This window comes from Pseudomonas sp. W3I7, from assembly GCF_030816095.1.
GTDB lineage: Bacteria > Pseudomonadota > Gammaproteobacteria > Pseudomonadales > Pseudomonadaceae > Aquipseudomonas > Aquipseudomonas salomonii.
Genome location: NZ_JAUSXP010000001.1, coordinates 198,954 through 224,847, shown reverse-complemented (window position 1 = coordinate 224,847; position 25,894 = coordinate 198,954). Strand labels below are relative to the sequence as shown.

The following is a 25,894-nucleotide window of genomic DNA, read 5'->3' as shown; positions in this document are numbered from 1 at the left end:
CCCGCAGCACCCCTCCCCCTAAATGCCCGTCTACACTCGACAGATTCCCCGTGCCATAACGAGACCGTTATGCCCAGACTGCCGACCGTGATACTGCTGTCGCTGCTCGCCTGGACCGCAACGGCCGGCGCGTTGACTCTTACTGATGATGAGCGTGGCTGGCTGGCGGACCATCAGGAGCTGCGCCTGGGGGTGGACGCTTCTTGGCCGCCCTTCGAATACCGTGATGAAAATGGCCGTTATCAAGGCCTCGCTGCCGACTATGTGCGCCTGATCCAGGACCGCCTGGGCGTGCGGATCAAGCTGATTGAGCCGGAAAACTGGACCGCCGTGCTCGAACAGGCGAAAAACAACCAGCTCGATCTACTGCCCGGCATCATGTCGACGCCCGAGCGCCAGAATTACGTGGCCTTTACGCGCCCGTACCTGGACTTCCCGATCGTCATCCTTGCCCATGAGGGCGGCGCAAAACCACGCAACCTCAAAGACCTGTATGGCCTGAAGATCGCCGTGGTGGAAAACTACGCGCCGCACGAATTACTGCGCACTCACCATCCCGACCTCAACCTGGTGGCCATGCCGAACGTCAGCTCGACGCTGCAAGCCCTGGCCACCGATGAAGTGGATGCGGTTGTCGGCGACCTCGCTTCCAGCGTCTGGAGCCTGCGCCAGCTCAAGCTGGATGGTTTGTACGTCAGCGGCGAAACGCCCTACCGCTATCAATTGGCGATGGGCGTGCCGCGTGACCAGAAAATACTGGTGGGCATCCTGGACAAAGTCCTCGCCGACCTCAGCTCCGACGAAACCGATGCGATCCAGCAACACTGGGTCGGCAGCTTCACCGATCACCGCACCTTCTGGGCTGACTTGCTGATGTACGGCCTGCCGGCGGTGCTGCTGTTGAGTACTGTGTTGGCCATCGTGATACGCATCAACCGCCGGCTCAGCTCGGAAATTGCCCGGCGGGTAGCCCTTGAGCAAGAATTGCGCAGCAGCGAATACCACTATCGCGGCCTGGTAGAAAGCCTCTCCGCGATTGCCTGGGAAGCCAGCATCACCGACTTCACCTACAGCTACGTGTCGCCCCACGCCGAAGACCTGCTGGGCTATCCCCGCGCCCATTGGCTGATTCCAGGTTTCTGGCGCAACATCATCCACCCCGCCGACCTGACCCGTGCCGAGGCATTCTGCTACCAGGAAACCCGCGCCAACCGCGATCACAGCCTCGATTATCGAGTGATTACCGCCGACGGGCGCTGCTTGTGGGTGCGTGACATCGTCAGCCTGATCGAGCACGGCCATGAGCCGGTGTTGCGCGGTTTGATGATCGATATCAGCGAAGCCAAACGCACTGAAGAGGCGCTGCAGCTTTCCGAAGAGAAGTTTGCCTCGGTGTTTCAGCAATGCCCGGATATCCTGGTCATCGCCCGCCTCTCTGATGGCTGCCTGCTGGAGGTAAACAAGGCATTCGAGGACCAGATTGGGCTAAGCGCCGAACAAGTCGTGGGTAAAACCGCGACCGAGCTGAATATCCTGGGTGTTCAAGGTGTCGGCCCTGACCTGTTGCGACGTGTGCAGACCACCAGCATCCGCAACCTGGAGATGCCGTTTCTGCGCAGTAATGGCCAGGCGTTTACCGGACTGCTCTCCGCCGAGCCGTTCCAACTCAACACCACAGAAGCCTTGGTGGTGGTGGTGCGGGACATCACCCAACTCAAGGAAACCCAGCAACTGCTGCAAACCTCCGAAGAGAAATTCGCCAAGGCCTTCCACGCCTCACCCGACGGTTTGCTGCTCAGCCGCCAGCGCGATGGGCTTTTGATTGAAGTGAACGAAGGCTTCACCCCGCCTGACGGGCTTTACCAGTGCGAACTCGCTCGACCAGTCGACCCTGGACCTGGGCATCTGGGTTGACCTCAACGAACGCAAACACATGCTGGAATTGATGCAGCGCGACGGTTTTGTGCGTGACTTCGCCTGCCGTATCCGCCGCGCCGACGGCTTGATTCGCCTGTGCGAAGTATCCAGCCGCCCGCTGCCCATCGGCGAAGAAGACTGCATGTTGACCATCGCCCGCGACATCACCGAGCGCCAAGTGATGCAGGAAAAACTGCAACAGGCCGCCACAGTATTCGAGAGTACCGCCGAAGGGGTATTGATCACCGACACCCGGCAGAACATCAGCGCCGTCAACCGTGCTTTCAGCGAGATCACCGGCTACAGCGAAGCCGAAGCCCTTGGCAGCACGCCGCGCCTGCTCGCCTCCGGCCTGCATGACAGCGCGTTCTATGCGGCGATGTGGCATCAATTGACGGCCCACGGCCACTGGCAGGGCGAGATTTCCAACCGTCGCAAAAACGGCGAGCTGTACCCCAGTTGGCTGACCATCAGCGCCGTGCGCAACCGCGACCAGTTGATCACGCACTTTGTTGCCGTGTTTGCCGATATCTCCAGCCTCAAGCACGCCCAGGCTCGCCTCGACTACCAGGCGCACCACGATCCCCTGACCGGCCTGCCCAACCGCACCCTGTTTGAAAGCCGACTGCAAGCCGCCCTCAATAGCCAGGAAGAAACCGGTAACCAAGGCGCGGTGCTGTTCCTCGACCTGGACCGGTTCAAGCATATCAACGACAGCCTCGGCCACCCCGTCGGCGACCTGCTGCTCAAGGACATCGCCGTGCGCCTCAAGGAGCAACTGCGCGACATCGACACCGTGGCACGCCTGGGCGGCGACGAATTCATCATCCTGCTGCCCGGCCTGCAACAAGCCAGCGATGCCGAACACCTGGCCAATAAACTACTCGCCTGCTTTACCCCGCCGTTCCAGGCTGGCGAGCATGAGTTCTTTATCAGCGCCAGCATCGGCACCAGCCTCTACCCACAGGACGGTACCGACGTCGCCACCCTGGTCAAAAACGCCGATGCCGCGATGTACCGCTCCAAGGCCAAAGGCCGCAACCGTGTCGAGAGCTACACCCGCGACCTCACCGCCCAGGCCAACGAACGCGTGGCCCTCGAGCACGAACTGCGTCGCGCCATCGAGCGTGAAGAGCTGTTTCTGTACTACCAACCAAAACTCAGCCTGGTCACCCGGGAACTGATCGGCGCCGAAGCATTGATTCGCTGGCACCACCCAACCTTTGGCGACGTGCCGCCGGAACACTTCATCGCCATCGCCGAAGAGAACGGCACGATCCTGCAGATTGGCGACTGGGTACTGGAACAGGCGTGCCGTCAGATGCACACCTGGAAACGCGCCTTCAACGATTTCGGCCCGCTGTCAGTCAACCTCGCCGGCGCACAACTGCGTCACCCCAACCTGCTCGCGCGCATCGAACAACTGCTGCACGACTACCACCTGGAGCCCGGCTGCCTGCAACTGGAGATCACCGAAAACTTCATCATGAGCCAGGCCGAAGAAGCCCTCGAAGTGCTGCACCAACTCAAGCACTTGGGCGTGCAACTGGCCATCGATGACTTCGGCACCGGCTATTCTTCCCTCAGTTACCTCAAGCGCCTGCCACTGGATTTCCTCAAGATCGACCAGTCCTTCGTGCGCGGCCTGCCCGACGACCCCCACGACGCCGCCATCGTGCGCGCCATCATCGCCCTGGGCCACAGCATGCAATTCACCATCATCGCCGAAGGCGTGGAAAACCCCGCACAACAAGCCTTCCTCGCCGCCGAAGGCTGCGAACAGATGCAAGGCTACATCGTCAGCCTGCCACTGCCGCCAGAGCTTTTTGCCGAGACGTTTCTTCATATGCGGGTTTCAGACTTTTCGGATGGCACAGCACGGAAACCGTCGCTATAATCCGCGTCCTACTGAGGGCCTATAGCTCAGTTGGTTAGAGCAGAGGACTCATAATCCTTTGGTCGTAGGTTCGAGTCCTACTGGGCCCACCATCTTCGAAGCCACGCACTGCGTGGCTTTCGTCGTTTTTGGTCTAAGCTTTTGGCTCAGATTTTCCAGCTAGACCAGCAAAAGTGTCCACAATATGTCCACTCGGATTTTCCAGCACCTTCACCTCAGCCCCGTTCGGCCAAGCAATTGTCAGTTGACCAACGCGCCCATAATCGACTCGGTTGGTATGGCGTTGAAAGTAGCCCTCCCCAAACACCATAAAATCCAGAACGGCACGGCACATGGTCTGCGCACTGCAACCGGCCGGGAGAATGAAGTCACGCAGCAGCAGGTTGCGTTTGAAGCGCGCAATGGTGGCGTTCCGTGCCCCCCGCTGCCGAACGTAGAACCGTGAGAAAGCTAATAACGCTCCAAAAAACACAGACTTAGATATTAATTCGACGAATTTAGCGGCGAATACGCCGCCAACTGAGAATCCTGCCAGCAAAAATCATTCGATCAGCCATACAAAAAATGCTTAGCGAATGCTTAACAAGCGCTCAAATATGAGCAATACTTCGCACCGTACAGTACATAGAATTTAGCATACCTTTGTACGTGGTTAGATTATATTGCCCTGGAGTTCAGTTATGGCAGCGCTACTTGATCGGGCCGACCAGGCCATATCGGTTACCGCAATGGTTAGGAGCTTCAGTTCAAAGCTCAAAGAAATCTCAAGCCGCACCACCGATCGCTTGGTCGTGTTCAAAGACAATGAACCGGCTGCAGTCATCGTGAACGTAGATGCTTATCAAGAATTGATGGATGAGCTGGAAGACCTACGAATCGAAGCTACTGCACGTGATCGCTTGGCGAGCTTTAACCCAAAATCGGCTATCTCTCACGCAGATATGCGAGCCAGGTACGCCAAAAAAGACTAAGGATTTGCGATGGCTTGGGGAGTCAACTATCACCCAGATGCTGAAGGCGACTTCGATAGGCTTGGATCCACAGCAGCAAACAGGATCCTCGACGTCATCGAGGAAAGAATAGTAAATGGAGAACCCGATAAAAGTGGGAAGGCCCTGAGCGGCTCGCTTGCAGGGTGTCGTCGAATTCGGACTGGCGATACACGCATCGTGTACCGGGTTGATGGAAAAGCCGTCGAAGTACTGATCGTCGCCGTCGGCAACTGACGTGACGACGAAGTTTACAACGACGCAAAAAAACGAGTCTGAGCCCGCGTTAAGGGCTTTTTTTATACTGCCCTGCATCCGTATTACAGGCTACTGAATCACCTGAAGGCCCAGAGCCTCCCGCCAGCGTGCCGCGAGCATCCAGAACAACGAGTTCACGAACGCAGCAGCGCACTATTGGCAGCCTGTTCGCAGGCATCGGAGGCTTTGATGTCGGATTTGAAAATACTGGACACACCAAACAAGAAAGCCGCGCACTGCGCGGCTTTTTCGTGTCTGGAAGTCTGTAACATACCGCCTCATTGCCCTAGCACCGGAGCCCACCCTTGCCCGCCCTCGACGAAATCGATCGCCAACTGATCGCCGCCTTGCAGATCAACGCCCGCGAAAGCGTAGCCATGCTTGCCCGGCAGTTGGGGATTGCGCGCACCACGGTGACGTCGCGCCTGGCGCGTCTGGAGAAAACCCAGGTGATCACCGGTTATGGCGTGCGCCTCGGGCAGCGTGTGGTCGATGGGGGTTTGCAGGCGTATGTCGGCATTACCGTTCAAGCGCGCTCGGGCAAGGAAGTGCTGCGCAGGCTGAGCGCCATGGCGCAGGTGCAGCAGTTGTGCGCGGTGAGTGGCGAGTTCGATTACGTGGCTTGGCTGCGCACTGATTCGCCGGAACAGCTGGACCAGTTGCTGGACCAGATCGGCAGCGTCGAGGGCGTAGAAAAAACCACCACGTCGATCATTCTCAGTAACAAATTGGACCGTGGCCAGCCAGTTTGACCAGCTACTTCGTCATTATGACTAAAAACAATCCAATCCGACGACACATTGCGTCTTAATAACGAACGCTACGCTCCCTAAACTGGCTGCCATCTTTTCCTATACTCAACGGGCAGAACCCCGCCGAGTCGTCAGTAAGGTCAGCCATGAGCATTCCGTCCAGCACCATCAGCAAGACCAATCGCCATCCCGCCGACGGTAAAAAACCTATCACCATCTTTGGCCCGGATTTTCCGTTTGCCTTTGATGACTGGATCGAACACCCGGCCGGCCTGGGCAGTATTCCTGCGGCCAACCATGGCGCGGAAGTGGCAATTGTGGGGGCCGGGATCGCGGGGCTGGTGGCGGCCTACGAGCTGATGAAGCTGGGGCTCAAGCCGGTGGTGTATGAGGCCTCGAAGATGGGCGGGCGTTTGCGCTCCCAGGCCTTTGAAGGCGCCGAAGGCATCATCGCCGAGCTGGGCGGCATGCGTTTTCCGGTGTCGTCCACCGCGTTCTACCACTATGTGGACAAGCTGGGCCTTGAGACCAAACCCTTTCCCAACCCGCTGACACCGGCTTCCGGCAGCACCGTGGTCGACCTCGAAGGCCAGACTCACTACGCGCAGAAACTCTCGGACCTGCCGGTGCTATTCCAGGAAGTTGCCGATGCCTGGGCGGATGCGCTGGAGGCCGGCTCGCAGTTCGGTGATATCCAGCAAGCCATTCGCGATCGCGACGTGCCACGCCTCAAGGCGCTGTGGAACAAGCTGGTACCACTGTGGGACGACCGCACCTTCTATGACTTCGTCGCCACGTCCAAGGCGTTCGCCAAACTGTCGTTCGCGCACCGTGAAGTGTTTGGCCAGGTGGGTTTCGGCACGGGCGGTTGGGACTCGGATTTCCCCAACTCGATGCTGGAAATCTTCCGCGTGGTGATGACCAACTGCGACGATCACCAGCACCTGGTGGTTGGCGGCGTAGCACAAGTACCCATGGGCATCTGGCGCCATGTGCCGGAGCGTTGTGCCCACTGGCCTGCCGGCACCAGCCTCAGCTCCTTGCATCGCGGCGCGCCACGGGCGGGGGTCAAGCGCATCGCCCACGCTGCCGATGGCCGCTTTGCGGTAACCGACAACTACGGTGACACCCGCGAATACGCCGCCGTGCTGACTACCTGCCAAAGCTGGCTGCTGACCACCCAGATCGAATGCGACGAAACCCTGTTTTCGCAAAAAATGTGGATGGCCCTCGACCGCACGCGCTACATGCAATCGTCCAAGACCTTCGTGATGGTCGACCGCCCGTTCTGGAAAGACAAAGACCCGGAGACCGGCCGCGACCTGATGAGCATGACCCTCACCGATCGCCTCACCCGTGGTACCTATCTGTTCGACAACGGTGACGACAAGCCAGGCGTGATTTGCCTGTCGTACTCGTGGATGAGCGACGCGCTGAAAATGCTCCCGCAGCCCATCGACAAGCGCGTGAAACTGGCCCTCGACGCGCTGAAAAAGATCTACCCGAAAGTCGATATCAAGGCACGCATCATCGGCGACCCGATCACCGTGTCCTGGGAAGCCGACCCGCATTTCCTCGGTGCCTTCAAAGGTGCGTTGCCCGGCCACTATCGCTACAACCAGCGCATGTATGCGCACTTTATGCAGAAGGACATGCCCGCCGAACAGCGTGGGATTTTTATCGCCGGTGACGACGTATCCTGGACGCCTGCGTGGGTCGAGGGCGCGGTGCAAACCTCGCTGAATGCGGTGTGGGGCATCATGACCCACTTCGGCGGCAGCACTCACCCCGAAAACCCGGGCCCAGGTGATGTCTTTGACGAAATCGGCCCGATCGCCCTGGCCGATTAAGGAGTTAAGCATGCGTGTCGCCCTGTACCAATGCCCACCGCTGCCGCTGGATGTGGCCGGCAACCTCCAGCGCCTGCACCAAACGGCGCATGAGGCGACCGGTGCCGACGTGCTGGTGCTGCCGGAGATGTTCCTCAGCGGCTACAACATCGGCGCGGAAGCGGTGGGTGCACTCGCCGAAGCACAGGATGGGCCGTCGGCACAGGCGATTGCCGAACTGGCCAAAAGCGCCGGCCTGGCCATTCTCTACGGGTACCCGGAGCGGGCTGAGGACGGGCAGATCTACAACGCTGTGCAGTTGATCGATGCCCGCGGCCAGCGCCTGTGCAACTACCGCAAGACTCATCTGTTTGGCGACCTGGACCACTCGATGTTCAGCGCCGGGGAAGATGATTTCCCGCTGGTGGAACTTAACGGCTGGAAGCTCGGGTTTCTGATTTGCTACGACCTGGAGTTCCCGGAAAACACCCGCCGCCTGGCCCTGGCCGGCGCCGAGGTGATCCTGGTGCCGACGGCCAATATGGTGCCGTTCGACTTTGTTGCCGACGTGACCGTACGGGCGCGGGCCTTTGAAAACCAGTGCTATGTGGCCTACGCCAACTACTGCGGGCACGAAGGCGAGATTCAGTACTGCGGGCAAAGCAGTATTGCTGCGCCCAATGGCCAGCGAATTGCCCTGGCGGGGCTGGATGAAGCGTTGATCGTCGGTACACTGGATCGCCAATCGATCCTGGATGCCCGCGCGGCCAATCATTACCTGCAAGACCGTCGCCCAGAGTTGTACGGCGCGCTGCACAAGCCCTGAACCAGCCGGTTTGTTAGCATAGGCACATTCTACGTTTCGGAAGTGCCCATGCCTGCGCCGGCCCACCCTCATCACCTTGACTTGACCCTGGCCAACGGCCTGCGGGTTTCCTTGCGCCATGCGCCACGCTTGAAGCGTTGCGCCGCGATGTTGCGCGTGGCCGCCGGCAGCCATGACGTGCCATTGGCGTGGCCGGGCTTGGCGCATTTTCTTGAGCATTTGCTGTTTCTCGGCACCGCGCGCTTTCCCACAAGCGAAGGCTTGATGGCTTACGTGCAGCGCCAGGGTGGGCAGGTCAACGCCAGCACCCGCGAGCGCACCACGGACTTCTTCTTTGAATTGCCGGTGCCGACCTTTGCCGGTGGGCTCGAGCGGCTGGCGGATATGCTGACCCATCCGCGCCTGGCGATTGAAGACCAACTGCGTGAGCGCGAAGTGCTGCAGGCGGAGTTCGTAGCCTGGTCGCAGGACGCCAAGGCGCAGCAACAGGTTGCGCTGTTGGAGGGCTTGGCGGCGGACCATCCGCTGCGCGGTTTTCACGCCGGTAATCGGGATAGCCTGCCGGTGGAACGTGAGGCATTTCAGCAGGCACTGCGGGAGTTTTACAACGCGTACTATCAAAGCGGGCAGATGACATTGAGTCTTGCCGGCCCGCAGTCGCTGGAAGAACTGCAAGCGTTGGCCCAACGTTTCAGCGATGAATTGGCCCCTGGCCCTCTGCGCCCCCAAACCGCACCGCCAGCATTGATGCCAGGCCACGCGCGGGGCTATCAACACGTCGCCAATAATCACCTGCACCACGTCATTACCTGTAATGCGCCTCGCCAAGCCCTGGAGTTTCTCTGCACCTGGCTCAACGCTGCGGCGCCGGGTGGTTTGCTGGCCGAGCTGAAAGCACGAAAACTGGCCAATGCCATGCAGGCGAGCGTGCTTTATGCGTTTGCCGGGCAAGCCGTATTGGATATCGACTTTACCCTCGATACTCAAGGCGATTCGGCTACGCAAATCGAGGCGTTGCTGCACGACTGGCTGGGCTTTTTCGCACACAGCGATTGGACGCCTTTACACGAAGAGTTCGCATTGCTGAACGTACGCCAGCAACAGATCCAAAGCGCACTGGCAGTGGTGCAAAATGAACGTGAAAACCTGTCGGATCAGGGCGCTGCCGCACTAAAAGCGCTGCTGGATTCGCTGCACCTTAAACCGCCCGAACACCCTTGGCAGTTGCCGCCCAGCAACCCGTTCCTGCGTCCAGCTGCCAAAGAACAACGCGCCGGGCTGATCCGTGGCCAGACCAGCGCCCACCGCGGTTTGCGCACCTTCGCCCAGGACCGCTCCCGAGGCCGTCGGGAAGTGTCGGGGCTGACCTTCAGCCAGGCATTGGCGGATGACACCGATGAAGGCGCACTGTATCTGCAATGGCGGTTTGATAACGCCGCGCCCGCAGGACTGGAGCACGGGTTGCAGACGCTGCGCGAGAACGCTCGTCAGGCGGGTGTTGAGTTGTCTTTCGAAACGATCGGCAATGAGTGGCTGGTGAAGATGCTAGGTCTTCATGAACCTATGCCGGCAGTGCTGGAAGCCTTGGCGCAGTGCTTAAGCCAACCGCCGGAAGCCGCACCCGCCGCGACTCCCATGATCGCCATCCGAGCGTTGCTCAAGGCGCTGCCGACTTGCTGCAGCGGCACTCACGCCGGGCCAGTGTCATGGGCGACTGCACGATGGCATGGGCTCGGCTTTGGGTTACCGGCCGCTTGTGAAGCCGCGATCAAAATCGCCGCTGCGCGGCTGCCTGGCCAGGCGGCAAGCATTCAACACGCACCGCCAACCCTCGACGGCCAGAAGCTCTGGCACAGGGTGAAAACAGACGCCAACGAAGCCGCTTTGCTGCTGTTTTGCCCAGCGCCGACGCCAACCTTGGCCGACGAAGCCGCGTGGCGACTGCTTGGGCATCTGCTGCACGGGCCGTTTTACCAGCGTCTGCGGGTCGAGCTGCAAATTGGCTACGCAGTATTCAGCGGTATCCGACAGATCAACGGGCACACCGGGCTGCTGTTTGGCGTGCAGTCCCCCAGCGCTTCACTGAGCGGGATAGTCGATCACCTGCAGGCCTTTCTGAAGCAGCTACCGACGTTAATCGACCGCAGCCCAGACCTGGGCAACCAGGCCCTGGCGCAGCAATTCAGTGCCCAGCAACTGCCACTCAACCAAGCCGCCGAGCTGCTGTGGCAGGCGCAGTTGGCGGGCCACCCGACCGGTTACCTGGACCAACTACAACAGTTGATACAAAACCGCACACGCGAGGATCTGCAGCGCGCTGCCCAGCAGCTCAACGATGCCTCAGGCGGCTGGCGCTGTGTGGCGAACGGCCCGCGAATCAACGATTCCTGGCAACCGGCAGGCTGATCGTTGCCAACCCTGCAACAGGCTTTTTCCGTCAAGACAGCGCTAACTTGAAAAGAATTGCGTAATATTCATACGCAATATCTGAACATCTCCGATAGGAGGTGGACTATATGTATTACTTGGTAGTGAACGTCCCATCCCTTGGTAGGAGTATGAATATGACCTGGTCCAAACCCGCTTACACTGATCTGCGTATCGGTTTCGAAGTCACCATGTACTTCGCCAGCCGTTGATTGGCTGAGTAATACAACGCCTCGGTTCGCCCGGGGCGTTTTTGTTTTGAGCTTTGCGTGATGGAGCAATCATGTTTGTCCAGATTCTAGGTTCCGCCGCCGGCGGTGGCTTCCCGCAGTGGAACTGCAACTGCGTGAACTGCGCAGGCTTTCGCGACGGCAGCCTGCGCGCCCAGGCGCGTACCCAGTCGTCCATCGCGATCTCCGACGATGGCGTGAACTGGGTGCTGTGCAATGCTTCGCCGGATATCCGTGCGCAACTGCAAGGCTTTGCGCCAATGCAACCCGGTCGTGCCCTGCGCGATACCGGCATCAGCGCAATCATCCTGATGGACAGCCAGATCGATCACACCACCGGTCTCTTGAGCTTGCGCGAAGGTTGCCCGCATCAAGTGTGGTGCACCGACATGGTCCATGAAGACCTCAGCACCGGTTTCCCGCTGTTCACCATGTTGACCCACTGGAACGGCGGCCTGGCCTGGAACCGTATCGAGCTGGACGCCAGCTTCACGATCCCGGCCTGCCCGAACCTGCGCTTCACCCCGCTGCCCTTGCGCAGCGCCGCACCGCCCTACTCGCCGCACCGCTTCGACCCGCACCCAGGCGATAACATCGGCTTGATCGTCGAAGACCTGCGCACCGGCGGCAAGCTGTTCTATGCGCCGGGCCTGGGCAAAGTCGACGCGCCGCTGCTGGAAATCATGGCAGGCAGCGACTGCCTGCTGGTGGACGGCACGATGTGGGACGACGATGAAATGCAGCGCCGTGGCGTCGGCACTCGCACCGGCCGCGAGATGGGCCACCTGGCACAGAACGGCCCCGGCGGCATGCTCGAAGTACTGGAGCAGCTACCCAAGCAGCGCAAGGTGCTTATCCACATCAACAACACCAACCCGATCCTCGACGAAGACTCCCCCGAGCGCGCCGAGCTGGTGCGGCGCAATGTCGAAGTGGCTTACGACGGCATGAGCATTGAATTGTAGGAGCAGACGAAGTGACTGACACACCGTTGACCACCGCCGAGTTCGAAGCCGCCCTGCGTGCCAAGGGCGCCTTCTACCATATCCATCACCCGTATCACGTGGCGATGTACGAAGGCCGCGCCACCCGCGAGCAGATCCAGGGCTGGGTCGCCAACCGTTTCTACTATCAGGTGAACATCCCGCTCAAAGACGCCGCGATCCTGGCCAACTGCCCGGACCGCGAGATCCGCCGCGAGTGGATCCAGCGCCTGCTCGACCACGACGGCGCGCCCGGTGAAGACGGCGGTATTGAAGCCTGGTTGCGCCTGGGCCAGGCCGTCGGCCTCGACCCCGACCAGCTGCGTTCCCAGGAGCTGGTGCTGCCCGGCGTACGGTTTGCGGTGGATGCCTATGTCAACTTTGCCCGCCGCGCCAGCTGGCAGGAAGCCGCCAGCAGCTCGCTGACCGAACTGTTCGCACCGCAGATCCACCAGTCGCGCCTCGACAGCTGGCCGCAGCACTACCCGTGGATCGACCCGGCCGGTTATGAGTATTTCCGTACGCGTTTGGGCCAGGCGCGTCGTGATGTGGAACATGGTTTGGCGATCACGCTGCAGCACTACACCACCCGCGAAGGCCAGGCACGCATGCTGGAAATTCTGCAGTTCAAACTCGACATTCTGTGGAGCATGCTGGATGCCATGAGCATGGCCTACGAACTTAAACGCCCGCCGTATCACAGTGTGACCGAGCAGCGGGTCTGGCATAAAGGGATCACCCTATGAGCTTTGATCGCAGCAAAACACCGAGCTGGCGCCAGGGCTATCGCTACCAGTACGAGCCGGCGCAAAAAGGCCATGTGCTGCTCTACCCCGAAGGCATGATCAAGCTCAACGACAGCGCCGCCTTGATCGGCGGGCTGATCGACGGCGAGCGCGACGTGGCTGCCATCATCGCCGAGCTGGATAAACAATTCCCCGACGTGCCTGAACTCGGTAAAGACATTGAGAATTTCATGGAGGTCGCCCGTGCTCAGCACTGGATCGAACTTGCCTGAAAAGCCACCGATTGGCCTGCCACTGTGGTTGCTTGCCGAGCTGACTTACCGCTGCCCGTTGCAGTGCCCGTATTGCTCCAACCCGCTGGATTTTGCCGAGCAGGGTAAAGAGCTGAGCACCGAGCAGTGGATCAAGGTGTTTCGCGAAGCGCGGGAAATGGGCGCCGCGCAACTGGGGTTTTCCGGGGGTGAGCCGCTGGTGCGCCAGGACCTTGCCGAACTGATCGCCGAGGCGCGCAAGCTGGGTTTCTATACCAACCTCATCACTTCTGGCATCGGCCTTACCGAGCAGAAGATCAGCGACTTCAAGAAGGCGGGCCTCGACCATATCCAGATCAGTTTCCAGGCCAGTGATGAGCAGGTGAACAACCTGCTGGCCGGCTCGAAAAAAGCTTTCGCGCAAAAGCTGGAAATGGCCCGCGCGGTGAAGGCCCACGGCTACCCGATGGTGCTGAATTTCGTTACCCATCGGCACAATATCGACAAGATCGATCGCATTATCGAATTGTGCATTGCCCTGGAGGCAGACTTCGTCGAACTCGCCACTTGCCAGTTCTACGGCTGGGCGCAGCTCAATCGTGTGGGCTTGCTGCCGACCCGGGAACAACTGGTACGCGCCGAACGCATCACCAACGAATACCGCGCCAAGCTCGAAGCCGAAGGGCACCCGTGCAAGCTGATATTCGTGACACCGGATTACTACGAGGAACGCCCAAAAGCCTGCATGAACGGCTGGGGCAGTATTTTTCTGACAGTCACACCGGACGGTACCGCCCTGCCCTGTCATGGCGCCCGACAAATGCCGGTGCAATTTCCCAATGTGCGCGACCACAGCATGCAGCACATCTGGTACGACTCGTTTGGCTTCAACCGCTTTCGCGGCTACGACTGGATGCCCGAGCCGTGCCGATCATGCGATGAAAAGGAAAAGGACTTCGGCGGCTGCCGTTGCCAGGCGTTCATGCTCACGGGCGATGCGAGCAATGCCGACCCGGTGTGCAGCAAGTCCGAGCAGCACGGCATCATCCTCAAGGCGCGGGAAGAAGCCGAGCATGCCACCCAGACCATCGAGCAGTTGGCCTTTCGCAACGAGCGCAATTCACGGCTCATCGCAAAAGGCTGACGGCCTCAGCGCTTGGCGATGATGTACACCGCGTGGATGATGCCGGGGAAGTAACCGCACAGCGTCAGCAGGATGTTCAGCCAGAACGCCCCGCCGAAACCCACTTGCAGGAACACACCCAATGGCGGCAGCAGAATAGCGATGATGATACGAATGATGTCCATGGGTAAGCTCCAAAAAATCGGCTCGTGTGAGCCGTGTAGCTAATCGACCTTGGGCGTTCGTGAGGGTTCAGTGGGATCTGGCGTTGGGCCATCTTCAGGCCAGAATCTCCAGGCCGTGTTTCTGTACGATGCTCAGTAACTTGAGCGCCATGCCACTGGGTTGTTTTTCGCCGGACTCCCACTTTTTCACGGTGGAGGCGCTGGTGTTGAGGTAGCGGGCGAAAACGGGCTGACTGACATGACTGCTTTCACGCAGCTGCTTGATCTGCTCGGCCGGAATTTGTTCAGGGACGGCCGATAAGCATGCTTCGTCATATTCTCGGAGGGTGGTTTTGCTGATTGCTCCAATTGAATGAAGTGCTACGGCAGATTTATGAATCGACTCCAGCGCTTCACTTTCATATTTTTTGATCATGATGAATCTCCACAAACTCCCTTAAATCCAGTAATTGCTGGACTTGTGTGTCGTTTAAGCTTTCATAAGTTTTTGCCATCGCCCGAAACCAAATCAAATCTTTTTGACTGATATTGCTTTGATTCTGCTTGGCAAATAGCAGTTGATAAACCCAGTAGTGCCTGCCCTTGGCCAGGACAATTGAACGATGACGGTTTTGATTGAGGCGCTTCTTCCAGACACCGCCTCCCAGGTTATCGGCTTGGCCCTTCAACATCTCGCTGAATGCTTCCCTTAACTCCGAATCACAGATCCAAGCCTTGGCGGCTGCATCAGCAAAGTCCCGTGTCTTGAACAACCTAAGCTTCATGGATATCCCTTCCCACAAACATACCACCCAGTGGTACAGATTAGTAACGGAGCAAATAAAATTCTTTGTGCCCCAGCGGCAGTCCTTGCTGATGCCCGCTAAAAAGCCACTGTTTTCACGGATGCTCAATCAACGTTTTCAATCCAAAAATTTCACGAACAAAAAAAACGCCCCCAGCCAAAAGAATCAGGCTGGAGGCGCCGCGTATGCCGCGAGACGGTTCAGGAATAAGAGGTTAAACGGCGATGCCTTTGCGACATTGCAGTTGGGCGGTACGCACGCGGGAGAATGCGCGTGCCAGGCGCAGGAGCATTTCGTCGATATGGCTTTTGCTCACGTTCAGGGCTGGAGTAAAACGCAAACAGTCGGGTTGCGGGGCGATAAGGATCAGGTCTTCGTGCAATGCGGCCTTTACCACGGCATCCGCAGAATCATCTGACAGCGTCAGGCCCCACAGCAGTCCGTTGCCGCGTAGTTGCCCATGGCCGTATCGATAGGCCAACCGGGCAAGGCCTTCTCCCAGGTACAGGCCGGATTCGCGTACCTGTTCAAGAAAACCGCTTTCCAGCACGGTGTCGAGTACGGCAACACCAGCAGACGCCATCAAGGCATTGCCGTGATGCGTCCCCGCCAATTCCCCCACCTCGAAACAACAGGCCTTGCCTCGCGCCAGCAACGCCGCCAGCGGCACACCGCCACCCAGGCCTTTGCCGAGGGTGATGATGTCAGCACACACGCCGTACTGTTGTTCGACCAGCAGGCTGCCGCAACGACCCATGCCGGTTTGCACTTCATCGAGGATCAGCAGGATCCCCAGTTCCCGGCACAGCCGCTCGACCCCCTTCAAATAGTGCTCGGTGGCCGGAATAACGCCAGCTTCACTCTGGATCGGCTCCAACATGATGGCAACCGTTTGGGCGTCGACGGCCGCGTGCAGTGCCGGCAAGTCGTTGAAGGGCACATGGCTGAAACCCGGCAGGTGCGGCTCAAAACGATTGCCGTCGCCACCCGCCGAGGCTGCCAAAGCCGCAAAGCTTCGCCCATGACAACCGCCGCTGGCGCTGATAATGCGATAGGCACCACCGCGATACAGCTGGCCCCATTTGCGCGCCAGTTTAATCGCGGCTTCACAGGCTTCCGAGCCGCTGTTGAGCAAGTAACCCTGGTCGCTGCCGGTGTGGTCGCACAGCCGGTCGACGAGGTTCAGTTGGGTGCGGTTGTGCAGGCCGTTGCCAGGGTTGATCAGCATATGAGTCTGATCGGCCAGGGCTTTGATCACTACCTGCGGGCTATGGCCGAGGCTGTTGGCGGCGCTGCCCTGGCTGAAATCCAGGTAGGCGCGCTCGTCGCTGTCCCACAGCCAGGAGCCCTGGCCACGCACAAACACCTGCGCGGGTCTTGCCAGAGTCGGCATCAGGGATGTACTCGAGCCGTCATGGCGCGCATCCACGATCAAATCGTCCAGGCTCGGCGCAGGGCGACGAAACAGATTCACAGCTCACCCCCAATGGCAACCGGACCTTGGTCGATGCCCTGTACAAACACACCCTTGAGGTTTTTTGCGTTGCCTATGTAAACGCTATCAACATAAACGCTATTCATTGCCCGATCCGGCCCTGTAAGCCCTGCGAATAGGCGCTAGACTAGGCGCCCGAGGGGCCATCGGCCATTTCGATTTTCCAGCTTTTTCGATAAGTAAGTCTTATGGATTTCAAGCAACTGCGTTATTTCGTCGCGGTGTATGAGGAAGGCCACGTGGGCCGTGCTGCCGAGCGCCTGTCGATCTCGCAACCAGCCTTGTCACAACAGATTCGCCAGTTGGAACAGAACCTGGATGTGAGCTTGTTCGAGCGCAGCAGCAAGCGCCTGTTGCCGACACTGGCAGCACACACCTTGTACAACCATGCGTTGCCGCTCATCGATGGTATGCAGCAAGCCGTCGAGGCGTTGCGCAACTTCAAGGGCCAGGCGATGCGCACCTTGGCCATTGGCGTGCTGCAAACCGTGCACACCAGCCTGGTTCCGCAGATGCTTGAGCGCGTGCGCAAAGCCCAGCCGCACCTTGTGGTGCAGATCTATGAATTGACCGGGCTTGAAATCGAGCGGCGTTTGCTTAACGGCTCGTTGGATATCGGCATCAGCTACCTGCCACCCCGCCAGCCGGGGTTAACCGGTGTGTTGCTGTACGAAGATGAACTGAAGGTGGTCATCCCCGAAGACCATCCACTGCGGGAATTCAAGAAAGTCTCGCTGAAACAGGCGGCCGAGTTGCCAATGCTGCTGTTGGGGGAAGAGTTTCAGGTGCGGCAGATCTGGCAAGGCCAGTTATCCAACTTAGGACGACGGCCTCAGGTGCAGGCGGAGTTGAATACGATGGTCGGGATTCTCGACAGCCTGCCCCACACCCAGCTCGCCACCGTATTGCCGGGGCGCTCCCAGGATGAGCACAACAGCAAAGCGCTGCTGTGGAAGCCTCTGAGTGAACCAAGAGTGCCGCTGAAAGTGGGCCTGGTGTGCCGCGACGTCCAGCGCCAGCAAGCGACGGTAGCGTTGTTGCGCACCTTGCTGGAAGACGTGATGAATACCCCGCAGGCAAGTGCCTGACTTTTTCGCGGGCAAAAGAAAACCCCGCCGAAGCGGGGCTTTGCAGACTGTTTCCCTGACATCCATTTCACTCCGCCGTCCTGGCAGAATCCTACGTGTCCGTGTTGTTGCTTTGCGCTTCCTGCGCGACGTCCATGTGAAGTAGATTATCCGTGGATCCAATTTGGCGATAGAGGACGAATAGCAGCACGTCATGTAAGAGAATGCTTACACGCCCTCCAAGCCCTTAGAACTGTGCTTCATCCAGCAAAAACAATGATTCGCTACCGGCTTTTACCGACGCACTCAGCGAATGAATACGCGGCAGCAGGCGGGCAAAGTAGAAGCGCGCGGTGCCCAGCTTGCTGGCGTAGAAGTCTTCTTGCGCCTCTTTGCCCAGCGCGGCCTTGGCCATGCGTGCCCACATATAGGCATAAGCCATGTAGCCAAAGGCATGCAGGTACTCAACCGAAGCCGCGCCGATTTCATTCGGGTTGGTTTTGGCGCGATCCAGTACCCAGGCGGTCAACTCATCCAGGTTATCCACCGCAGCGCTGAGCGGTCGGGTGAACTCACCCAGTTCGGCGCCTGAAGACGCGATGAACTGGCGGATCTCATCAGCAAACAAGGTGTAGAACGCCCCGCCGCTGCCGACGATCTTGCGCCCCATCAAGTCCAGCGCCTGAATGCCATTGGTGCCTTCGTAGATCTGGGTGATGCGCACATCACGCACCAACTGCTCCTGGCCCCACTCGCGGATGTAGCCGTGGCCGCCAAAGATCTGCTGGCCGAGCACAGTGGTTTCCAGGCCTAGGTCGCTGAGGAAGGCTTTGGCAACAGGTGTCAGCAGCGCCACCAGGTTGTCCGCACGTTCGCGGGCGGCAGCATCGTCACTGAACTTGGCGATGTCCAATTGGGTGGCCACGTAGGTGGAGAACGCGCGACCGCCTTCGTTCGAGGCTTTCATGGTCAGCAACATGCGGCGCACATCCGGGTGCACGATGATCGGGTCGGCCACTTTGTCCTTGGCCTGGGCGCCGGTCGGCGAGCGGCTTTGCAGACGGTCGCGCGCGTATTCAATCGCGTTCTGGTAGGAGCGCTCGCCCGACGCCAGGCCCTGGATACCCACGCCCAAACGCTCGTAGTTCATCATGGTGAACATCGCCGCCAAGCCACGGTTCGGCTCGCCCACCAGGTAACCCACGGCTTCATCGAAGTTCATCACGCAGGTCGCAGACGCCTGGATACCCATTTTGTGTTCAATCGAGCCACAGCTCACCGGGTTACGCGCGCCCAGGCTGCCGTCGGCATTGACCATGAACTTCGGCACCAGAAACAGCGAGATGCCCTTTGGCCCGGCCGGCGCATCCGGCAACTTGGCCAGCACCAGGTGGATGATGTTGTCGGTGAGGTCATGCTCGCCGCCGGTGATGAAGATCTTGGTGCCACTGATGGTGTAGGACCCGTCCGCCTGAGGTTCAGCCTTGGTGCGGATAATGCCCAGGTCGGTCCCGGCGTGCGCTTCCGTCAGGCACATGGAACCTGCCCACTCACCCGAATACATTTTCGGCAGGTAGGTGGCCTTGAGTTCTTCGCTGGCGTGGGTGTTGATGGAAACACAGGCGCCGGAGGTCAGCATCGGGTACAGGCCAAACGCCAGGCTCGACGAGTTGATCATCTCTTCAACCTGGGCCGAGACTGCCTTGGGCATGCCCATGCCGCCGAAGATCGGGTCGCCGCCTACGCCCACCCAGCCACCTTCGGCGTAGGTCTTATAAGCCTGTGGGAAACCATCCGGCGTGCTGACGGCAGTGTCCGCCCAACGGCAACCTTGCTCGTCGCCATTACGGCTGAGCGGCGCGATGGATTTGGCCGTGACCTTGCCGGCTTCCTCAAGGATCGCCTCAACGGTTTCGGCATCTACGGTGTCTGCCAATGCCGGCAATTGGGCCCAGGTGTTGGCGACCTCAAAAACTTCGTTGAGGACGAAGCGCATATCACGCAGCGGCGCTTTGTAATCAGCCATGGCAAACCTCGTGAGAACAGGAAAAGTGATTCGATAGGATCGGTTTTACAGGCTCCGAGTGTACCCGAACAACATTTGAGACACATAGGGTCTATTGGTGACTATTAGGTATTTATTGGTCACGACACAAATCCCCTGTTGGCTTATGTGGGAGCTGGCTTGCCTGCGATGCAGACACCTCGGCACATCAGATACACCGAGTTGATGCCACCACAGGCAAGCCAGCTCCCACATTTTGACCGCGGTGAATCAGTCGCCTTTACAAGGCAAACAACTGCGCCGGCAAACTCATCAGGCACTCACTGCCCGCCTCCACGGCGGCGCGGTGCGTTGCAGTACGCGGCAACAGACGCTTGAAGTAAAAATCGCAGGTGGCCAATTTGGCTTGGGCAAACTCGGCGTCGTCATGCGACTGCGCCGCAATGGCCATGCGCAACCACAGGTACGCCAGAATGATGTAACCGCTGTACATCAAGTAATCCACCGCCGCCGCGCCCACCTCATCCGGATTTTTCATGGCAGCCATGCCGACCTTCATCGTAAGCTCGCCCCATTGCTGGTTCAGTTGGTTGAGCTGCTCAACATGGGCCTTGAGCTGCGGGTGCTCGGCATTCGCCACGCAGAACTTATGCACAAGTTTGGTAAACCCGCGCAGCAACTTGCCCTGGCTGCCCAGCACCTTACGGCCCAGCAAGTCGAGGGCCTGAATGCCATTGGTGCCTTCATAGATCGGCGCAATCCGTGCATCACGCGCCAGTTGCTCCATGCCCCATTCGCGAATGTAGCCATGGCCGCCGAACACCTGCATACCGTGGTTGGTCACCTCCAGCCCGGTTTCGGTCATAAAGGCTTTGCAGATAGGCGTAAGGAACGCCAACAGGTCTTCGGCCTCCTGGCGTTGGGCGGCATCACTGTTCAAGTGCGCGGTGTCGAGCAGTTGGGCAGTGAAGTAGGTCAGCGCCCGATTGCCTTCGTTGAAGGCCTTCATGGTCAGCAACATGCGCCGCACGTCGGCGTGCACGATAATCGGGTCGGCGGCTTTATCCGGGGCCTTGGCGCCGGTCAGCGAACGCATTTGCAGGCGGTCGTTGGCGTATTTGATCGCGCCCTGGAAACTCGCCTCACCATTGCACAAACCCTGCATGCCAGTGCCCAGGCGCGCGTGGTTCATCATGGTGAACATGCAATTGAGGCCCTTGTTCGCCTCGCCAATCAAAAAGCCCTTGGCGCCGTCGAAGTTCAGCACGCAGGTGGCCGAGGCCTTGATGCCCATCTTGTGCTCGATGGAACCGCAGTGCACCGCGTTGCGCTCACCTGAATCAGCGTGGAACTTGGGCACGATGAACAACGAGATGCCCTTGGTGCCCGCCGGTGCGTCCGGCAGTTTGGCCAGCACCAAGTGAATGATATTGGCGCTCAGGTCGTGCTCGCCGGCCGAGATAAAGATCTTGCTGCCGGTGATCGCATAACTGCCATCCGCCTGGGGCACGGCGCGGGTCTTGATCAGGCCCAGGTCAGTGCCGCAGTGGGCTTCGGTGAGGCACATGGTGCCGGTCCATTCGCCGACGGTGAGTTTGCTCAGGAACGTGGCTTTCTGCTGCTCGGTGCCGTGGGCGTGGATCGCCGACATGGCGCCGTGGGTGAGACCCGGGTACATGCCCCAGGAGGTGTTGCTGGAGCCGATCATCTCGCTGAGCACCAGCCCCAGTGACAGCGGCAAGCCCTGGCCACCGTAGGCCGGGTCCGCCGCTACGCCATGCCAGCCGCCTTCCACGTATTGGGCAAAGGCTTCCTTGAAGCCCTTGGGCGTGGTGACCACGCCGTTGTCGAAGTGGCAGCCCTCTTCGTCGCCACTGCGGTTGAGCGGCGACAGCACGTTTTCGCAGAATTTGGCGCCTTCTTCGAGGATCGCGCTGACCATATCGGGGCTTGCGTCGGTCGCGCCCAACGCGGCGTAGTGGCCGTGAAAATCAAACACGTTGTCGATCAGAAAGCGCATGTCGCGCAGGGGAGCTTTGTACTCAGGCATGGCAATGTCTCCGGCAGCAGATACCTTCAACCTACTGCCGGCCACCGCCTCGAACAATCACTGTAGAACCGCTGAATACACCGCCATCACTCAACCGGCAGCGCTCTCCATGCGCACCGCGCCACGGCGGTTCTGGCCGGAGGCGACCACGCAGTTACGCCCGGCGCCCTTGGCGGCGTAGAGCGCCTGGTCGGCGGACTTGAGTACTTCTTCGGGCGTACGCTGTTCGGCCTGGCGCTCGGCCACGCCGATGCTGACCGTCACCGACACACTCGAGGCGCCACTGCCCGCCCGGCGTTGGCGGCCCTGTTGGTCATCGTGGGGGCGGTCCGGGTTGCGCAGCTTGATGTCGTAGTTGGCGATGATCTCGCGGATCTCTTCCAGGTGCGGCATGCACTCGTCCAACGTCTTGCCGGCGAACACCACGGCAAACTCTTCCCCGCCATAACGATAGGCGCGCCCGCCGCCATTGACCTTCGACAATTTGCTGGCCACCAGCCGCAGCACCTGATCACCGACATCGTGGCCGTGGGTGTCGTTAAAGCGCTTGAAGTGATCGACGTCACTCATCGCCAACACGTAATTGCGCCCCAGCCGCTGCATGCGTTCATTGAGCGCGCGCCGCCCCGGCAAGCCGGTAAGTTCATCCCGGAAGGCCATCTGATAAGCCTCGTGCGCCACGCCCGCGGCAATCATCAGCATTACCTGGCTGCACATGATGTTCAGGGTGAACGGCAGGATGAACGTTTGCGGCAACATCCAGAACAGCCCCAGCAAACCCACCAGTTGCGCCGCGTGCAAGGGCCGCGGCTGATACCAGTACTGCGCCGCCAGGGTGACAAAACCTATCAGGAACATCGGGTACGACAGCTGGATCAGGCTCATCCAACTGCCATGCAGCGCCGGCCAGCGAATCTCCGCCAGCCAGTTCAGCAAGGCTTGGGGAAAACTCTGTTCAAGTGCCAGGGCCACGCTGACAAACGCAAAGAGCACGGCGCAGCGCGCCACGAAGTCGCGGAACAGATGGGTTTTTCTCCTGCCACAGTGCGTAGATGCTGAACAGCAGGGGCAACAGCAAGCAACACAGATGGAACACCACGGCGGCGTCTTCGCGCACGCGGCCATTGTCGCGGTAGTAGTCGGTCTGGGTGTCGAGCAGGAAGTAAACGACGTACACCGTGATCATCAAGAACAGCTCACGCTGGCGCCGATACACCGCGCAGTACGCGCCGCCGAGCAACAGCACCAAGGTCGGCAGCACATTGAACAACGAGGTGAAGAACACGCTGAGGTCTTTGACATACGCAGCCGAGAGCCCGGCCATCAATAGCAGTAACGAAGGAAGAAAATGACTGAAACGTACAGCGGACACGCGTGACAAGGGTAAAGCTCCGACCCGCCCAGAAAGATGGCACAGTGCCTTCACTGAGCCCAGTTAAGCACATTCAATGTGACCTGTATCACATTGCCATCACTGTAACGGCAGCCGGGCGCAATCCCTGAGTGCTGTGCTGTGTTTTTTCTCGCCGCATAAAAAAACCGCCGCTTCCAAAAGAAGCGGCGGTTTTCAAGAGACCGGCAGGGCTTAGTAAGCCAGGCCGAAGTCTTCTTCTTTCATGTCCATCAGGTTGTTGGCGCCCGACAGCATGGTGACTTTATGCGTCTGGGTACGCGGCAGGATGCGCTGGAAGTAGAAGCGCGCAGTCTGCAGCTTGGCGGTGTAGAACGCCTCTTCGGTGGTGCCGGCAGCCAGTTTTTCGGCTGCCAGGCGTGCCATGTCGGCCCAGAAGTAAGCCAGGCACGCGTAGCCGGAGTACATCAGGTAGTCCACCGAGGCGGCACCGACTTCTTCACGGTCTTTCATCGCGGCCATGCCGACCTTCATGGTCAACTCGCCCCACTCTTTGTTCAGTGCTGCCAGCGGTGCAACGAATTCCTTAACGGCTTCGTTGCCTTCGTTGGCCTGGCAGAACTTGTGCACGATCTTGGTGAAGCCCTTGAGCGCTTCGCCTTGAGTCATCAGCACTTTACGGCCCAGCAGGTCGAGTGCCTGGATGCCGGTGGTGCCTTCGTACAGCATCGAAATGCGGCTGTCGCGCACGTTCTGCTCCATGCCCCACTCGGCGATAAAGCCGTGGCCGCCGTAGATCTGCACGCCGTGGTTGGCCGATTCAAACCCGACTTCGGTCATGAACGCCTTGGCGATTGGGGTCATGAACGCCAGCAGGCCGTCGGCTTGCTTCTTGGCTTCGTCGTCGGTGCCGTACTTGACGATGTCCACTTGCTTGGCGGTGAAGTACACCATCGCACGGTTGCCTTCAGCGAAGGCTTTCATGGTCAGCAGCATACGGCGCACGTCAGGGTGCACGATGATCGGGTCAGCGGCCTTGTCTGGCGCTTTCGGGCCGGTCAGGGAGCGCATTTGCAGGCGGTCGCGAGCGTATTTCAGGCCGCCCTGGAAGCCGATTTCAGCGTGGGACAAGCCTTGCAGCGCGGTGCCCAGGCGAGCGGTGTTCATAAAGGTGAACATGCAGTTCAGGCCTTTGTTCGCCGGGCCGATCAGGAAACCGGTGGCCGCGTCGAAGTTCATCACGCAGGTGGCGTTACCGTGGATGCCCATTTTGTGTTCCAGGGAGCCACAGGTCACCGCGTTGCGCTCGCCGATCGAACCGTCTGCGTTCGGCAGGAATTTAGGCACGATGAACAGCGAAATACCTTTGGTGCCGGCCGGTGCGTCCGGCAGGCGGGCCAGTACGATGTGGACGATGTTGTCGGCCATGTCGTGTTCACCGGCCGAGATGAAGATCTTGGTGCCGGAGACTTTGTAGGAACCGTCGGCCTGAGGCTCGGCCTTGGTGCGCAGCATGCCCAGGTCGGTGCCGCAGTGCGGCTCGGTCAGGCACATGGTGCCGGTCCACTCACCCGAAACCAGCTTGGTCAGGTAAGCGTCTTGCTGCTCCGGGGTGCCGTGTTCGGAGATGGTGTTCATCGCACCGTGGGACAGGCCAGGGTACATGCCCCACGACCAGTTGGCGGCGCCGACCATTTCGCTCACGGCCAGGCCCAGGGATTCCGGCAGGCCTTGGCCACCGTGCTCCACGTCGTGGGCCAGGCTTGGCCAGCCGCCTTCAACGAACTGTTTGTAGGCTTCTTTGAAACCAGTAGGGGTTTTTACGCCTGACTCGCTCCAGGTGCACCCTTCGATGTCACCCACGCGGTTCAACGGTGCCAGCACTTGCTCACAGAACTTGGCGCCTTCCTCAAGAATGGCGTCAACCATGTCCGGGGTAGCGTCCTGGCAAGCCGGCAGGCTCTGATAGTGCGCTTCATAACCAAGCAGTTCGTCACGAACGAAGCGAATATCACGCAAGGGGGCCTTGTAGTCAGGCATAGCGATAAACCTCTGCTGATGTATCTGGGATGAACAACCGCGTGGATTTGTTATGGCGGTCAAACAGGTGTTTGAAACATACGTTTACGACCTGGGTTTGTCAAGCATCGCGCCGACGCCGTTTGTCATGACGTGAGTCAACTCCAGGCACGGCAAGGCCTGCGGCGGGATGCCACGTGATTTGAAAGTGTAGAAGTTCCCAGGGGCGAATCAGCACAATGTGGGAGCGGGCTTGTGTGGGAGCTGGCTTGCCTGCGATACAGGCACCGCGGTTTATCAGGAGAATTGAGTCGATGCTATCGCAGGCAAGCCAGCTCCCACAGAAAGCGAGAGCCAGCGCATAGAGGGATTAAGCGTAGGTATCGATCAAGGTGCCGAGCATTTCATCCGAAGCCTTGGCGACTTTCGCGCCCAGCTCCACTTGGAATTTGCCTTGGGCCATTTCGACCATGTTGCTCGCCGAGTTGGACGGCTGGGCGCGATCGTTGGCTTGCAGACGATCACTTTGTGCATCCGAGGGCTGGGTCGTCGCGGCGCCGGCGATTTTGCCGGCGGCCTGGTCGACGCGGTTCTGCCCGGCCTGAATGGTGCTCAGCCCCGAATAAAACGCGCTGCTTCCAGAGATTTCCATGGCGTAAGCCTGCCTTTAGAGAATCGTGAACTTCAATTGAAGCAGACATCCTGGCAA

At 59.5% G+C, this 25,894-nt stretch carries 22 protein-coding genes, 1 tRNA gene and 2 pseudogenes; 14 read left to right on the top strand and 11 right to left on the bottom strand.

Going from position 1 to position 25,894, the window contains the following annotated elements; translation table 11 throughout:
- Nucleotides 1-69: 69 nt before the first annotated feature.
- Nucleotides 70-3,814 (top strand): annotated as a pseudogene (locus QF043_RS01065) (EAL domain-containing protein).
- A gap of 15 nt (nucleotides 3,815-3,829) precedes the next feature.
- Nucleotides 3,830-3,906: transfer RNA gene (locus tag QF043_RS01060), tRNA-Ile, on the top strand.
- A gap of 41 nt (nucleotides 3,907-3,947) precedes the next feature.
- On the opposite strand, the gene QF043_RS30675 is transcribed toward QF043_RS01060, so the two are convergent.
- Entirely contained in the window at nucleotides 3,948-4,352 is a 405-nt protein-coding gene (locus QF043_RS30675) for a hypothetical protein (RefSeq protein WP_373460651.1), read from the bottom strand.
- A 142-nt stretch (nucleotides 4,353-4,494) separates the two neighbouring features.
- Here QF043_RS30675 and QF043_RS01050 point away from each other — a divergent pair, with 142 nt between their 5' ends.
- Both QF043_RS01050 and QF043_RS01045 read left to right on the top strand, forming a co-directional pair.
- Nucleotides 4,495-4,785, top strand: coding sequence for a Phd-YefM (locus QF043_RS01050; RefSeq protein WP_056857840.1), 291 nt, complete (start codon nucleotides 4,495-4,497; stop codon nucleotides 4,783-4,785).
- Nucleotides 4,786-4,794: 9 nt separating this feature from the next.
- On the top strand, nucleotides 4,795-5,040 hold the full coding sequence (locus QF043_RS01045; protein ID WP_307417239.1) for a type II toxin-antitoxin system RelE/ParE family toxin: 246 nt from the start codon (nucleotides 4,795-4,797) through the stop codon (nucleotides 5,038-5,040).
- A 155-nt stretch (nucleotides 5,041-5,195) separates the two neighbouring features.
- Here QF043_RS01045 and QF043_RS01040 read toward each other — a convergent pair whose 3' ends face one another.
- Nucleotides 5,196-5,333 (bottom strand): hypothetical protein, encoded by a 138-nt coding sequence (locus QF043_RS01040; protein ID WP_307417238.1) that lies wholly within the window; start codon nucleotides 5,331-5,333, stop codon nucleotides 5,196-5,198.
- Nucleotides 5,334-5,366: 33 nt separating this feature from the next.
- Here QF043_RS01040 and QF043_RS01035 point away from each other — a divergent pair, with 33 nt between their 5' ends.
- From QF043_RS01035 to pqqE, 9 genes are all read left to right on the top strand, one after another.
- Entirely contained in the window at nucleotides 5,367-5,813 is a 447-nt protein-coding gene (locus tag QF043_RS01035) for an Lrp/AsnC family transcriptional regulator (RefSeq protein ID WP_058420501.1), read from the top strand.
- Nucleotides 5,814-5,980: 167 nt separating this feature from the next.
- Nucleotides 5,981-7,663, top strand: a complete 1,683-nt coding sequence (locus QF043_RS01030; protein WP_065929487.1) for an NAD(P)/FAD-dependent oxidoreductase — start codon at nucleotides 5,981-5,983, stop codon at nucleotides 7,661-7,663.
- 10 nt (nucleotides 7,664-7,673) lie between these two features.
- Entirely contained in the window at nucleotides 7,674-8,468 is a 795-nt protein-coding gene (locus QF043_RS01025; protein ID WP_307417236.1) for a carbon-nitrogen hydrolase family protein, read from the top strand.
- A gap of 48 nt (nucleotides 8,469-8,516) precedes the next feature.
- A complete protein-coding gene (gene pqqF, locus QF043_RS01020; RefSeq protein ID WP_307417235.1) occupies nucleotides 8,517-10,874 on the top strand; it encodes a pyrroloquinoline quinone biosynthesis protein PqqF in 2,358 nt (785 codons plus the stop codon).
- A 158-nt stretch (nucleotides 10,875-11,032) separates the two neighbouring features.
- Nucleotides 11,033-11,107, top strand: coding sequence for a pyrroloquinoline quinone precursor peptide PqqA (gene pqqA / locus QF043_RS01015; protein ID WP_003194766.1), 75 nt, complete (start codon nucleotides 11,033-11,035; stop codon nucleotides 11,105-11,107).
- Nucleotides 11,108-11,178: 71 nt separating this feature from the next.
- A complete protein-coding gene (pqqB, locus tag QF043_RS01010) occupies nucleotides 11,179-12,090 on the top strand; it encodes a pyrroloquinoline quinone biosynthesis protein PqqB (RefSeq protein WP_010207003.1) in 912 nt (303 codons plus the stop codon).
- A gap of 11 nt (nucleotides 12,091-12,101) precedes the next feature.
- Nucleotides 12,102-12,854: a pyrroloquinoline-quinone synthase PqqC gene (pqqC, locus tag QF043_RS01005; RefSeq protein ID WP_307417234.1), complete on the top strand. Its 753-nt coding sequence runs from the start codon at nucleotides 12,102-12,104 to the stop codon at nucleotides 12,852-12,854.
- Complete coding sequence (gene pqqD / locus QF043_RS01000) at nucleotides 12,851-13,126, top strand: pyrroloquinoline quinone biosynthesis peptide chaperone PqqD (protein ID WP_307417233.1); 276 nt, start codon at nucleotides 12,851-12,853, stop codon at nucleotides 13,124-13,126. The genes pqqC and pqqD overlap by 4 nt, the downstream gene beginning before the upstream one ends.
- Nucleotides 13,119-14,249, top strand: a complete 1,131-nt coding sequence (pqqE, locus tag QF043_RS00995; RefSeq protein WP_099488573.1) for a pyrroloquinoline quinone biosynthesis protein PqqE — start codon at nucleotides 13,119-13,121, stop codon at nucleotides 14,247-14,249. The genes pqqD and pqqE overlap by 8 nt, the downstream gene beginning before the upstream one ends.
- A gap of 5 nt (nucleotides 14,250-14,254) precedes the next feature.
- Here the strand turns inward: pqqE and QF043_RS00990 are convergent, their stop codons facing one another.
- The 4 genes from QF043_RS00990 to QF043_RS00975 all read right to left on the bottom strand — a co-directional run bounded on the left by QF043_RS00990 (nucleotide 14,255) and on the right by QF043_RS00975 (nucleotide 16,672).
- The gene (locus QF043_RS00990) at nucleotides 14,255-14,413 is read right to left on the bottom strand and encodes a YqaE/Pmp3 family membrane protein (protein WP_003194776.1); all 159 of its coding nucleotides are present in this window, start codon (nucleotides 14,411-14,413) and stop codon (nucleotides 14,255-14,257) included.
- Between the two features lie 94 nt (nucleotides 14,414-14,507).
- Nucleotides 14,508-14,828 (bottom strand): DNA-binding transcriptional regulator, encoded by a 321-nt coding sequence (locus tag QF043_RS00985; RefSeq protein ID WP_017138039.1) that lies wholly within the window; start codon nucleotides 14,826-14,828, stop codon nucleotides 14,508-14,510.
- On the bottom strand, nucleotides 14,812-15,177 hold the full coding sequence (locus tag QF043_RS00980) for a type II toxin-antitoxin system RelE/ParE family toxin (RefSeq protein WP_307421287.1): 366 nt from the start codon (nucleotides 15,175-15,177) through the stop codon (nucleotides 14,812-14,814). Before QF043_RS00980 ends, QF043_RS00985 begins: the two co-directional genes overlap by 17 nt.
- Nucleotides 15,178-15,412: 235 nt before the next feature.
- Nucleotides 15,413-16,672, bottom strand: coding sequence for an aspartate aminotransferase family protein (locus tag QF043_RS00975; protein WP_307417232.1), 1,260 nt, complete (start codon nucleotides 16,670-16,672; stop codon nucleotides 15,413-15,415).
- A 209-nt stretch (nucleotides 16,673-16,881) separates the two neighbouring features.
- On the opposite strand from QF043_RS00975, the gene QF043_RS00970 reads away from it, so the two are divergent.
- Nucleotides 16,882-17,781 carry a LysR family transcriptional regulator gene (locus QF043_RS00970; protein ID WP_307417231.1) on the top strand — a complete coding sequence of 300 codons (900 nt, stop codon included), beginning with the start codon at nucleotides 16,882-16,884 and terminating at the stop codon, nucleotides 17,779-17,781.
- Nucleotides 17,782-18,007: 226 nt separating this feature from the next.
- Here the strand turns inward: QF043_RS00970 and QF043_RS00965 are convergent, their stop codons facing one another.
- The 5 genes and pseudogenes from QF043_RS00965 to QF043_RS00945 all read right to left on the bottom strand — a co-directional run bounded on the left by QF043_RS00965 (nucleotide 18,008) and on the right by QF043_RS00945 (nucleotide 25,837).
- A complete protein-coding gene (locus tag QF043_RS00965; protein WP_307417230.1) occupies nucleotides 18,008-19,786 on the bottom strand; it encodes an acyl-CoA dehydrogenase C-terminal domain-containing protein in 1,779 nt (592 codons plus the stop codon).
- A 259-nt stretch (nucleotides 19,787-20,045) separates the two neighbouring features.
- Nucleotides 20,046-21,815, bottom strand: a complete 1,770-nt coding sequence (locus QF043_RS00960; protein ID WP_307417229.1) for an acyl-CoA dehydrogenase C-terminal domain-containing protein — start codon at nucleotides 21,813-21,815, stop codon at nucleotides 20,046-20,048.
- Between the two features lie 90 nt (nucleotides 21,816-21,905).
- A pseudogene (locus QF043_RS00955) lies at nucleotides 21,906-23,196 on the bottom strand (diguanylate cyclase).
- Between the two features lie 204 nt (nucleotides 23,197-23,400).
- Nucleotides 23,401-25,206 (bottom strand): phenylacyl-CoA dehydrogenase, encoded by a 1,806-nt coding sequence (locus tag QF043_RS00950; protein ID WP_056857826.1) that lies wholly within the window; start codon nucleotides 25,204-25,206, stop codon nucleotides 23,401-23,403.
- Nucleotides 25,207-25,555: 349 nt separating this feature from the next.
- Nucleotides 25,556-25,837, bottom strand: coding sequence for a hypothetical protein (locus QF043_RS00945; protein ID WP_017138029.1), 282 nt, complete (start codon nucleotides 25,835-25,837; stop codon nucleotides 25,556-25,558).
- Between the last annotated feature and the right edge of the window lie 57 nt (nucleotides 25,838-25,894).

Bases quoted from the DNA above. Each gene is read 5' to 3' on its own strand.
- QF043_RS01050 (WP_056857840.1), top strand. From the start codon at position 4,495: ATGGCAGCGCTACTTGATCGGGCCGACCAGGCCATATCGGTTACCGCA.
- QF043_RS01045 (WP_307417239.1), top strand. From the start codon at position 4,795: ATGGCTTGGGGAGTCAACTATCACCCAGATGCTGAAGGCGACTTCGAT.
- QF043_RS01040 (WP_307417238.1), bottom strand. From the start codon at position 5,333: ATGTTACAGACTTCCAGACACGAAAAAGCCGCGCAGTGCGCGGCTTTC.
- QF043_RS01025 (WP_307417236.1), top strand. From the start codon at position 7,674: ATGCGTGTCGCCCTGTACCAATGCCCACCGCTGCCGCTGGATGTGGCC.
- pqqF (WP_307417235.1), top strand. From the start codon at position 8,517: ATGCCTGCGCCGGCCCACCCTCATCACCTTGACTTGACCCTGGCCAAC.
- pqqB (WP_010207003.1), top strand. From the start codon at position 11,179: ATGTTTGTCCAGATTCTAGGTTCCGCCGCCGGCGGTGGCTTCCCGCAG.
- pqqD (WP_307417233.1), top strand. From the start codon at position 12,851: ATGAGCTTTGATCGCAGCAAAACACCGAGCTGGCGCCAGGGCTATCGC.
- QF043_RS00990 (WP_003194776.1), bottom strand. From the start codon at position 14,413: ATGGACATCATTCGTATCATCATCGCTATTCTGCTGCCGCCATTGGGT.
- QF043_RS00985 (WP_017138039.1), bottom strand. From the start codon at position 14,828: ATGATCAAAAAATATGAAAGTGAAGCGCTGGAGTCGATTCATAAATCT.
- QF043_RS00980 (WP_307421287.1), bottom strand. From the start codon at position 15,177: ATGAAGCTTAGGTTGTTCAAGACACGGGACTTTGCTGATGCAGCCGCC.
- QF043_RS00970 (WP_307417231.1), top strand. From the start codon at position 16,882: ATGGATTTCAAGCAACTGCGTTATTTCGTCGCGGTGTATGAGGAAGGC.
- QF043_RS00965 (WP_307417230.1), bottom strand. From the start codon at position 19,786: ATGGCTGATTACAAAGCGCCGCTGCGTGATATGCGCTTCGTCCTCAAC.
- QF043_RS00960 (WP_307417229.1), bottom strand. From the start codon at position 21,815: ATGCCTGAGTACAAAGCTCCCCTGCGCGACATGCGCTTTCTGATCGAC.
- QF043_RS00950 (WP_056857826.1), bottom strand. From the start codon at position 25,206: ATGCCTGACTACAAGGCCCCCTTGCGTGATATTCGCTTCGTTCGTGAC.
- QF043_RS00945 (WP_017138029.1), bottom strand. From the start codon at position 25,837: ATGGAAATCTCTGGAAGCAGCGCGTTTTATTCGGGGCTGAGCACCATT.